This window comes from Pseudoalteromonas sp. NBT06-2, assembly GCF_002276045.1.
Lineage (GTDB): Bacteria > Pseudomonadota > Gammaproteobacteria > Enterobacterales > Alteromonadaceae > Pseudoalteromonas.
The window spans coordinates 1-12724 of sequence record NZ_NQMR01000172.1; the positions used below are offsets into that span (position 1 = coordinate 1).

The window sequence follows — 12724 nt, forward strand, 5'->3', positions numbered from 1 at the left end:
GTAAATTATACTATGTATTATTAGCTAACTTCTAATCATCTGTGCGATAACTAGCAAGATCTGTTGTTAAAGTTACACCTTGTGATTTCAGCATGTTTATACGTTGTAGGTAGGCTGCACCTTTTAACATATGCAATGCTACATCAACTGTGCCACGACGCGTATAATCTTCTAGGTAAGTGCCTTTTACCCAGCTATTAAATGCGCCTAAGCTTGGACCAGCCCAAATTTGGTAATCCATTTCACGGCCTTTTTCTCCAATATTAGACCACCGAGATGACAAACCTAAATACCAGCGAAATATCAATGCCATTTTACGTTTCGGACTACTTTGTGCACGCGCTAACATTTCAGGGTCGCGCTGCTGGAAAAATGATTCTGTACCAACCCATACATCATCTAAGTTTGAACGGAAAATTTGCTTTTCGATTTTGAAACGCTCATCTGCTGGAATATCTTCAATTGAATCATATGCCACATATAAGTCATATAGCTTTTTAGCGCGCATCGCAAACATTGAACCGCGTTTTACAACTTGTAGTTTTACGCCCATTTCAAACATATCAGCGGCGGGAGCCATTGTCACATCTGCCATTTCAACGTTAGCTAATAACTTACGTGTATATTCTGACGCGCCTGCCTCTACACACGCTTGATTCACTGAGCCCAAAACAATATAAGCTGCGCCCATATTAAAAGCAGCCAGTGCAGCCTCTGGCGTACCGATACCACCACCAGCACCAACACGAAGTGCTGGCGAAAAATGATATTTAGCTTGCACTTCATCACGTAATGCAATGATGGTTGGTAATAAAGTTAAGAATGGTCGGTTATCTGTATGGCCGCCAGAATCAGCTTCAGCAGTAATATCATCAGCCATAGGCACTAACTGTGATAATTCAGCTTGTTCTTGCGTAATTTTTCCTTGCGCTAATAACTTATCAAGTAATTTTTTAGGCGCAGGCTCCATAAAACGACGGCCTACTTCTGTACGCGATACTTTAGCAATAACCTTATGGCCAATATTCACTGACCCATCAGCATTTTTAGATAAACCAGCAACACGATACCAAACTATGTGCTCTGTTAAACCTAAGTAAGCAGAGGCTTCTACCGTTTTTACGCCGAGTTTTAAAAAGCGCTCTACTGCACCACGTTCTAATGCTGCTTCTGCTGGCGCATGAATTAAATTAACTGCATAAGGGCCATTTGGTAATTGGGCTTGAATACGTTTTATTGATTCTTCAATTACATCAGGCACTAATCCAGCGGCACCAAATGAACATAAAAATCCCGCTTTGCCTAATGCAACCACTAATTCAACAGAAGCAATACCATTTGCCATGGCTCCGCCATGATATGCGTATTTTACACCATGCTGTTTTTTATAGGTATCATCGCCTAAGTCTTCAGGGTTAAGCTTTTGTGCAAAAGCTAACACATCTTCAGAGCCTGAAATTGATATGCTATTTGCAATACCCGCTTGTGCGCCACTTTTTGCTACATAGACAGGCTTTGTTAAATCCATTAAAGCAGTTTTTATTGCACTGCTTTGCGTTTTAACCGCTGAATCATCAACTTTCCATGCCCAATCAATTTCATTGTTATGTATATCTAACATGTTTATTCCTAAATATTTTATTTGCTTTGCAAGAGTTAAGTTCCCCTTACAACGCCACAAAGTGGCTTAAACTGACATGCGAAACAGATCAGTTATGCTTCAATTATTGAAAGTACAATATCTTTCACTTCGTAAATACGTAAGCCATCTTTAGATAAATTAGCATCGCCCACTAAGCGTATTTCACCCTCGGTTTTAATAATGTCAGTAATATGCACATCTAATGACATTTGTTTATTGATAGGTGTAATTTGCCCTCTGTATTTCCACTTAACTAAAGTTGTTGGCGCTATAAACCTTGGATTAGTAAACTCTTTGCCTAAATCATTTTTTAAAGCATAGGTTTGCAATAATTCAATAATCGCTTCGACACCTAATGAACCAGGCATAACCGGATCTTGATGGAAGTGATAACGGAAGAACCAATCTGTCGCATCAATTTTACGCTCACCATGAACATAAGCGATCCCCAACTTACCACCACCTTCAACAATTGAAACCGTATCAATAAAATTCATTTGTTCGCCTGCCAATTTATAATGCGGTTTGCCTTGAGGCGCTTGATAAAGTGATAAGTTTTGATTGGTTAAATCAATTTTCTCAATGTGTGATGTTGGTGTTTTATTATCAACAAACCAAGCATGGGTAATTTTACCGTTATCGATACCTAGCTGATTTGTAAGTGCATCAGCACCAAAGTAACCAAATACAGCTGTCCCCTTATAAAAAACTTCATCATCAACTAAAAGCTCAAAAGTAAAGCTTTGTACTATCATGCCACCTGCCATAGTGGTGCTTAATAATACTGATTTATTAACTATTGTTTTGCCACGTAAATCAATTTGTTTAACTAAGTTACCGCTACCATCAAGGTTACGGAAAAACAGGTCTTTTTCAGGGTATTTAAGAGTTGTGCCCATATAACCCGAAATAAAACCATTTGGTTGTAATGCAATTTCCATGATTAATGAATATGGCATCCAATTTTCATGGCTATTTTTAGTGAAGTACCATGCATCTTCTGGCACATAATATTCAGCAATACAGCTTGATGGGTTTTTAAGATCTAATCGCTTACCTTTAACCTCAATAACTTGTGTGACTACTTGTAAATCACCACATGGAGTACGTGGTGGAATTCGCCCTTCATATATATCAAAGTCAGAACCAAAACAGTTAGAAATATTACCCGTTGCAAACTCAAACATATGCCAAGGTGTAAATGGTGCTTGGTTTGGTATCCGATTTTGACCGGCTACAAGCGGTGCTGCAAAATGTTGAATTGGTGTAACGCCTTTTTCTTTTACTGCAGTTAAATCAGATTCAACTCGCATCAAAGGGCGTTTAGGGTTTTTAAATGGGTCAATACCTCTTTCATCTAGTTGGCTTGCATCAACTTTACTTTCTTTAACTGTATTATCGCTAATAATCACAGCCGTTTTATTTTGAGATTCAAGTAACTTAGTATTATCAGGTAAATTCACAGGATATGGTGAGTTTTCATCTTGTTCTGTGATCATTACACATAGATTTTTGAAATCTACAACCACTTTGTCATCAAGAATAATATCAATGTTCGCTTTCATAAACGGATAGGGTTCCATACCCATTTCTGTTACTTCCATACGATAAGTCAAGGTATTATGCTGAGGTATCACTTGACCGCGACAACGTACTGTTTGTGACATACCCGGCATAGGCTGAAAACGCGCATTATTTACATTAGCGTGCATGCCTAATTTAAGCATCAAAAACATGGCCATTTGACCACAACCTTCACTCATGAGTGAACCAGCCATAACCTGATCACCTTTAAAATGACATGGGAAGTACCAATGCTCTGGATCTAAGTCTTTTTGACCTTCAAGTAAACCTAAACCCCAGTGACCCCCATGAGCATCAACTTTAGTAATACGTTCTATCATTAAGAATTTTTCAGATGAAAATTTCAATGATGGATTACGGCCTCCTTGATCGTAATTATCACCAAAACATCCAGCAACATCACCATTAACGAGCTTCATCATATCAACATAGTCAAATTGTGTTTGGCTATTATTCATTAGCGGTTTAAAGTACAATTTTTTAGCATCAGCTAGTTGAGCTTTATCTTTATCGTTAAGTATTACACCTTTACCGTCAGCTAATTCTTCATCAGTAAAAAAGCCTGCACAGCCATTGCGCATGATCAATACTTTCTTGTCACCAACGTAACAGTCATAGTGGAAGAAAAACAATAATTGGTCGCCATTTTTAGCATACGAATCAATATGGATCTCATAGCGAAGTGTTTCACCACCAAAGGCCATTTCTTCTAAAAAGGTTAATTCACAATCTAATAACCGATAGACACGCTCACCTTTTGCTTCAAAATCAATACCAATATAGGAAATTAATAATAAATCACACTGTCCTGATTCAACCGATACTGACCAAGGGATCTGACCATCAATTAAAAATGGCGCATCTGTTGGAATATCGTATTCAGTACACATGTAAGATTTTTTATATTCATTTACTTTAGCATCTAGCTCAGTAACACGACTTACTAATAAATAATCTGTAGTTGGTAAACGTACACGGCGTGAATAGCTATCTATAATGTTATATTTACTACCAAATACTTTACCAATATCACCTTCAGCAAACTCAACTAAGTCCGCAGTATCCCAAATAATATTTTTTGGTTGGTTAAAACACTCTTCTAGTTGTAATGGCGGGTAACTGTATCCTGCTGGACCTTTAATTTCAAAACCAGACGTAATGTCTTTTGCAATAAGTGCTAACGGTGTTTGCTCAGGTACAACTGATAAAACAGGTTTTTTAGCAACTGTATTTAATTGACCATCAGACACGATTTTTGCCTGTATTTCTACTAATTGAGAAATGTGCTGCTGTGCAGCTTGGCGTGTTTTCAAAAATGCTTCATGAGTAGCTGATTGCTGATAAATCTCTTTACTGGCTTTGCTACTTACCTTTACAGTATTTGCTATTTTATTCGTATTTGATTGCGTACTTTTCACAATTGCTCCAACGTTAGCAGTTTTTACAATTACAGGTTTCACATCTGTAACTGCTTTAATGGTGTTTATCTGCTTAGGGGGTAAATTACTAATATCCACTGGACATGAAATTGGTGCCAGTGTTTTAGTAATAAGATTTTGTTTTATCTGTGCAATAACAGGTGAATTATGTGACTCAATCGATTGCGCTATTTTCTGGCCACCTAAGCTAATCTTTTTAATTAACTGAGGCCGTTTTTTTACAGGAACAACTGCGCGACTTTGATACGGTACATTTGTAGCCGACATGACTACATGCGCACTGGTGTCATCTCGCCCTAGGCCACTTAGTGCAATGTGAGATGCATGTTGTTTATTTGCTCCACCTTTATTTAAAATGAGAGCTGATTTAATAATACTGGCCACACCGGAGGCATTAAATGTATGACCTACATTAGATTTAACACTGCTAATTTTATTATTAGCCATCTGTGTTGCATAAAGTGAATTAAAGGCAGCTTGCTCAGCATTCTCTTCTGCCATAAAACCACTGGCATGCGCTTCTATTTGACTAATATTTGATGCTGAAACATTAGCGGCAAAGAGTGCTTTTTGTGCAGCATTGCGAACTGAATTTTCATCAACACCCGCAGCAAAGCCAACCCCATCAATTGTCGCATATGTATTTTTAGCACTCACCTTTGATTGTGGCTTTACTACAAACGCACCCGCACCTTCACCTACTAACCAGTTATTTTTATTAGCATGTCCATTTACTGATACAGGGCCATAATGTTGGCGTAAAGTAATATTTTCAACTGAACCTGCTAAATCAACACTTGCGATAACCACCGCATCAATATCACTTGTTTGAAATAAATTTTGTGCCAATTCAACACAACGATAAACTGAATTTTCTTCTGATGACAGTGTAAATGCAGGGCCTGAAAAATCCCATAATGCAGAAATACGCGATGCCATGATATTGCCAATAAAGCTGGTATATTGGTTAAGCTGAGCAGCATATGCAACACCATTTTTAGCAATATTAGTTAGCTCTTGTTGTTGTGCTTGCGTAAGCTCAATACCTTGTTGCTTTAAACTTGTTTCAATTTGTGTTGTTAAATTTACACGACCTCTATATTGATGTAATTCAAGTTCAACACCCATAGCAACTAAAACTGCAACATTTGAACCTGATTTAAGGCCAGCATCTTTTGCTGCATTATCGGCGACTTTCATCATCATGAGCTGCTGTGGAATAAGGCAGTCTTGCTCATTGGGTGGTACTTTAAAACGCAAAAAGTCGATATCAAAATCTGCTATATAACCGCCTTTTGGTGCTTTTTCTAACTGTAAAGCTTGCATTACTTGGCTATCGGTTTCGATACCTTTCCAACGTTCTTCTGGCAATTCTCTAAATGTATTGGTGTTTGCATCAATCACCTTTTTAAATTCACTTAGATTTTGTGCATGACCAAAATGTGCATCCATTCCCACTATCGCTAATGGTTCACTATTTTTAGCAACTTCACTAACTGGTTCTAACACTTGTGTTGGTTCTTGTAAAACTAAATGGGCATTTGCTCCACCAAAACCAAATACACTTACGCCAGCAGTTCTTGCTTTTTGCATTCCGATAACCGTATTTGATGGCCAAGGCGTTAACTCACTTGGCATTTGTTCGCCAGTTAAATAACCATTTTTAGAACTCAGAGGTTCATTTAGGTTAATAGTGGCAGGTATTTGTTTTTTATTGAGCGCCCAAATGGCTTTGGTCATGCCCGGCATACCTGCAGCCGTTAATAAATGGCCTAAATTAGATTTAACTGAGCCTAAAAGTGGCTTGTTATCGTAACGACTAAAAAAGGTATCCATTGAGCCTAATTCAACTTTATCACCTTTTGGTGTGCCCGTTGCGTGACATTCGATGTAATCAACCTCTTTAGGATTAACGCCGGAATTTTTGTATGCGCGTTCATATACTAAGACTTGGCCTTTGGTATTGGGACTTAAAACAAACTCCCCTTTACCATCATTTGATAAACCGCCGCCTTTAATAATCGCGTGAATTTTATCTCCATCACGCACCGCATCACTATGGCGTTTTAATACCATCATACCCGCGCCTTCACCAGCAAAAAGACCTTGTGAATTTTTATCAAAAGGAGCATGAATATTATTAGCTGGATATGCTTGAAATATTGAAAAACCCATATTTACAAACATAGGATCAGAGCCTGAAACCGCGCCCGCTAACATCATGTCAGCTTTGCCAGTATGTAAATAATCACATGCTAGTTTAACTGAATAACATGAAGAAGCACACGCTGCATCAAGGGCAAAGTGTGAACCACCTAAACCTGCAGCTTTTGCTAATAAAGCCGCGGGATAACCTGCTACTAAAGCATTATCTGGGTGCACATCTGTTTTTGGTTGCGTAAAGTGACTGAGTGAAAAGTCTTTATGCACTGTTTGCTTTAACGCGTTATCAACAACTTGATGATATAACGGCATAAATAAATGATTAGATGATTTAGTTGGAAATGATAAATTTCCCAAAATCAAACCACATTTTTCAAGTACATTACTGCCCCAGTAACCTGCATCTTTTAATGCTTGTTGTGTAACATAGAGGGACCACTGATTTAAATCGTCTAATTGTGCTAAATATTCAGGGCTAAGTGAACTATTTTCTTGCAATACAGAATGTGCATCAAAGTTAAAGTCACGTATGTAACCACCATGAATACAATAAAATTTATCTGTATCACCTTTGTTACCATAATATTTATCAGGATCTACGCCCATTTGATCGCTATTTGCTTTTGAGCGACAATCTTGTTGTTCTAGCAATTTTTGCCAAAATTCTTCAGGCGCTTGCGAGCCTGGGAATAAATTAGCAATACCTACGACTGCAATATTTTCCATTGTTACTCTCTATTAATAAATCTACTTGGTAAATTTATTGAGGCCACTTCGTGGCATTATTTAAGTAAACCATCTAAATATCTATAACTGGTTTATTTTTTAACTATCATTGAACCATGAAATAAATGACTTAATTCCATAATTACACCATGGCTTACTAACTTGGCCACTGCACGCATATAGGTCAATTCATCACTGGTACCTTTAGCATTTACAGGCACAGATAAATGATTCATTGAATTTAGTTTTGTATTATTAGTTACTTTGCTATCTAAAATTTTATCCACCCAACTAGACAATGAGCGTCCGGGCCCCATTTCTATAAATACCTGAGCACCTTTTTTGTGTAAGGTATTAACTAAACGTGGAAAGTCGACTCTGTCACATAAACATTTTGCGATGCTGGTAGCAATCGCTTTACTGCGTTGTGGAATAGGTAAATAACAGGAACTAGAATACATTTTAGTTTTAATGCGTTCGGTTACATCCATGGTATAAAGCTGTGTCATATCATTATATTCTGAATATGCAGGGGCACTGTGAATGGCATTTGCCATATTTAATGCCATTGCGCGTACACCTAATTTTTTAATTACTTTTTGACATGCTGGCGGATAACCCGCGACTAATAGGCTATCTGGCGTATTAACTATGGTGCAAAAGACTTTAGGCTCATCCGTACTTGCAAGTGCAAACTCTTCTACCGTGGCTTTTATGGTATACGTTTCCCAAATAAGCTCATTATCATCTGAGTTTTTAGGCATATTCCAGTGATCACGTAAAGTGAGTAAGTCACCACATAATTTATTATTAAAGGTATCAGAAGCAGCTAATCGTGCGCTCATTATGCCAGGTTGTTGCCAACACCCTAATGCTGCGTACATGCTCACTTCGCCCATGCTATAACCGGTAGCAAAGTCGGCTTTTACATTAAATACATCTTCAAATATTTTTGTGAAAACACACGCATAACCGACACCTGCTTCAGCAATATCAGCTAAACTGCCACGTAAAGCCAAATCTCTTTGTTTTAGCGCTTTAAAGCCTAGACGGTTAATGCTTCTTGGGTTAAGTAAGGTATCTTTTAATGTTACAGCAATATCATCCGCAAGTGCTGCTACTGATTGATATATTTGTGGGAAAAGATGAAATAAATCACGACCTAAACCAACATAAGTTGCACCGATCCCCGGATACATAAAGGAAATATTCTCACCTTTACCAACAGGTTTCGCAGTAAAAAAGCTGCCCTTAGGTGTTTTCCAGTTGCTATCATCTAAAAATGCTTTTGTTATGCCTTGCTCAGCTAATGATATTTCTTTATTAAGTTCAGCAAGAGATTCGCCAAGTAATACAACTGCATATTGCTCTTGTTCATCAAATTGCGCAAAACATGATTTGGCAAGTTCCTTCAAAGACAATGAGGTTAGACTATTTAAACTCGCCATTTTATCTAACAGTGATTTTTCATCATCAGCAGAGAGTAAAAATATTGATAAATCGCCATTTGCAATAAAACCATTATTTCTAATATCTTGAACAGGAAACCGTTCATTTGTTGTTAATGAAGTTGCAGCTAATAGGTTTTCTTCTAATATAATTTGACAATAATTATCTGTTGTTTGACAACTATATGCTGCAATATGTGCACTCCCGTCAGAATTTGGATACCAAGGACGAGACTCCGTTGGTATATAAAATGCTGAAGTTTGATAAAGTGATAATACATTTGAGTTTGCATTTTGCCATTCATTAATTGCAGGAATATATCTTTGTTGCAGTGAAATAATACATTTTAACAAACCTGCTAATTGTGAAAACTCGCCGCCCTCACCCGTTACACTTTTAGCACAACTTAACGCAGTGTTTAAAACAGAGTCATTTTGATAAGTCTGTAGTAAACCTTGCTGTTCAATATCAGATAAAGTTTTATCTGCATTGGCAGATACTTCAAGTAAATGTACTTGTTCAGCAGTGATATTTGCTTGTTCTAGTGCAAGAGAACTTGTTTGAGTGACATTATCACCCACTGCAAAGCTCTTGATATTTGAATAAATATATAACGCATTTTGTCTTGCAAAATCACTATGCGCAATCAAAATACTGACGATACCTTCTACTTGGTTATAGGATATAAAACTTTCATCAAAACTGATCGTTGCCGATTTTTGTTTTAAATCATCCTCATCAGTTGAACTGAATATGTTAACTCCAACAAGTGCAACCAGCTTATTTTGAGCTATTAAAATTTCACTTTGTGTTAACGCAAGTGCTAAATCTGTGTTCTGTGACAATTCAATAATATTGATATCTTGAATGTTTAAATTATTAGTTGATGCTAAACGTGCTACAGAGTCAGCAACAAGTTTAGACTTATCTGCACTTGTTGCTAAACTAAATTGTTTAGCAACGCTGCCTTGATAAAAAGCACGCTCAACTAAATCGATATTTGAATAACCACCAAAATTTGCATCTAACCCGATGATAGATAAATGCGCTTTAAGCATTTTTACCCCCATCAGTTTTTAAAAACAAATTGTTCAAGTTTTCGCTAATAGTTACCTCAGCAGAATTGACTTGCGCTAATATTTGCTTATTTTCTGAAATTAAACGAATATCTGCGACTACCTTAGATGCAGTTTGTTCAACAACTTTTAAATCAATATAAAATGCTTCATCTAACATGACTTCGCGATAAACCTGCCAAGCTAACGTTTTAGAGGGTAAGCTCCCCATGCCAAGCTGCTTGCGCACCCAAACTAACATCGCTTGATAAACTAAATCGTTAGCAAATATATTATGATTTGAGTGAACCGTATTAACAGGGATCACAAACTCTCCCTGCTTAAATTTTGCGATGCTTGGTACTGAACACGCTAATAATAAAGATGTTTCATTACAGGAGATCACATCAGTGATCCCTTGTAAGCTTTCGCCATGAAATAAAGTCCCATTTTGATAAAGTGCTGTCGCTTCAACCGAAACATCAGAGCTTAGAGCTGGTAACTGTAAATTAGTAATAGGTAAATCATCACGTCTACGAACCAAAGTCAACTGGGCACCATAATGAAATACAGTTTTACCATTTGAACTACTATTTGCAACCGTACTCGATATTTTTGCATCAAGCTTTAAAGTATCACCACTGTCCGCTAATACTTTAAAATCAATGTTTACTTCATCAAATTGATTACCATCACCTTTTTCATGATTAAGAGTGATACCTTTAAACAGTTTATAGTTTTCAAGCCCCTGATAATGGTAACCGGTATAAAGTGATACCGCAGCTTCACTCATCCAAGCAATCGCACATACAGTTGGCAATACTAGATTGCCATCTATGACATGATCAGCTAGAAATGCATTAGTAAAGGTCGCGTTAGTCGTTTGTAATGCTTTAGTTAAACGACTAACTTGTGGCTTTTTTATATCAAAATCCTGTGTTTGGTCTTTAGGCTCTTGATCTTTAGATAGGTCATTACCTACAAGGATTTGTGCACAACGGTTATCTGTTGCTGCAAGTTCACTGACTAATAGTTGCGCCCCTGCATCTAGCGGTATGATATAAACACCTCGGGCATCAAACATGCGTTTAAGCTCTGGAGTTACCATGCCACCATCCCAAGGACCCCAATTAAAACTCAATACTTGTGTTTGTGGGTGTAACGCTTTAAAACGATAAGCTGTTTTATTTAAAATCTCATTGGCAATTGAATAATCAGACTGACCTGGGTTACCATAAAAACCCGCAGCAGAAGAGAACAAGACTAAGTGTTTTAATTTAGATTTTCCAGAAAATGATTGCTCAGTAACTGATAATAATGATGTTAATCCATCAATTTTCGTACGGTATACCGCATCAAATTCTGCTAATGTTTTTTGTTCAATAAATTTATCGGCTAAAACACCTGCACCATGAATGATACCAGTCACATTGCCAAACTCAGCAATGATAGGTTTTACGGCCGCTTGTACACTTTCGCTATTAGTTACATCAGCAGATACATATTGTGCTTGGCCACCAGCTGATTCGATTGCAGCTAATGTTTGTGCAATTTCGCGATTTGCCAATACTGGACGGATAAACTGAGAGATTTTAACTGGTGTAGGTTTATCACCTGTTGCAATCAATGCTTGCATCGCTGCTTTTTTAAGTGCGACTTCATCATTAATGCCATTAGCCCAACTAGGCTCGTTAGCATCAAAAGACGAACGCCCTAATAAAACAAATTTTGCTTGGTATTGTTTCGCAATTTCAATAACACAATGTGCTGTTACGCCCTTTGCGCCACCGCTCACTAAAAATACAGAATCTTTATCTATGTTATTCCCTGATGTCAGTGCGTAACTATCTGTTACTTCACCAATCAAAGTTAAACGACCTGTTTCATCGTAGCCAACTTCACTTAATACCGCATCTACATCAGCTAATTCATCTGTGATGATGTTTGCAACATTTTCAGCTGACATCGTTGAAACAACATCAATTGCACGACAAAATACGCCAGCTTCACTCCATTCATGAGATAAGGTTTTAACTAAGCCGTTTAAACCACCTTGAACTAAATCAACTGTAACATCATTTGATTCAAAGCCAATTTGGCCTCCTTGTTGTGTTAGCACTATAAACGAAGCGCGAGCGACTTTAGCTGCTTTTACATTACATAATTTCGCTAAAATAAAGGCTAATTCTAAACCTTGTTTTGAAGTTTGTGGGTAAACAATGTTTTCAATGGTGGATTCAGGGTGTAAATAAATAACTGAATCTAGTTGTGCATTGGTTGAAATAATCTCACTGATCTGCTTTTCATCAACACTTGAAATAGCAATTTCATTTACCGCACTTGGTAAGGCTTTATTTGATTGTGCATTAACCCAGCTAGGATTAAGAACAGTAACATTCCAACCACTGTTAATTAAGCTTTCACTTAGTTCAACTGATGTATCACTGCCATCATTCACAACTAATGCATTAGCACCTTTTGTATTTTGGTTAATTTTAGTTACTGCTGATAAACGTGAAATTGCCACTGTTGCACTTGGTGCGCCTGCGACTTTTTTAACTACATGCGTTTCAGCTTTAGGCTTTTTTACAGCTGCGACCTCTGAAGCAGCTGTTACGCCACCCACTTTACTTTGCATATGCGTTACGATTTCACCTAAAGTGCGC

At 37.4% G+C, this 12724-nt stretch carries 4 protein-coding genes; all 4 read right to left on the reverse strand.

From position 1 onward, the window contains the following. Positions 1 to 31 precede the first annotated feature (31 nt). The gene (locus CJF42_RS22605; protein WP_095368828.1) at positions 32 to 1621 is read right to left on the reverse strand and encodes a PfaD family polyunsaturated fatty acid/polyketide biosynthesis protein; all 1590 of its coding nucleotides are present in this window, start codon (positions 1619 to 1621) and stop codon (positions 32 to 34) included. A gap of 92 nt (positions 1622 to 1713) precedes the next feature. After that, a complete protein-coding gene (locus CJF42_RS22610) occupies positions 1714 to 7554 on the reverse strand; it encodes a beta-ketoacyl synthase N-terminal-like domain-containing protein (protein ID WP_095368829.1) in 5841 nt (1946 codons plus the stop codon). A 92-nt stretch (positions 7555 to 7646) separates the two neighbouring features. Next, the gene (locus CJF42_RS22615; RefSeq protein ID WP_095368830.1) at positions 7647 to 10061 is read right to left on the reverse strand and encodes a PfaB family protein; all 2415 of its coding nucleotides are present in this window, start codon (positions 10059 to 10061) and stop codon (positions 7647 to 7649) included. Then, positions 10054 to 12724 (reverse strand): SDR family NAD(P)-dependent oxidoreductase (locus CJF42_RS22620; RefSeq protein ID WP_141235634.1); only part of this gene is annotated, 2671 nt, incomplete at its 5' end. The genes CJF42_RS22615 and CJF42_RS22620, both read right to left, overlap by 8 nt.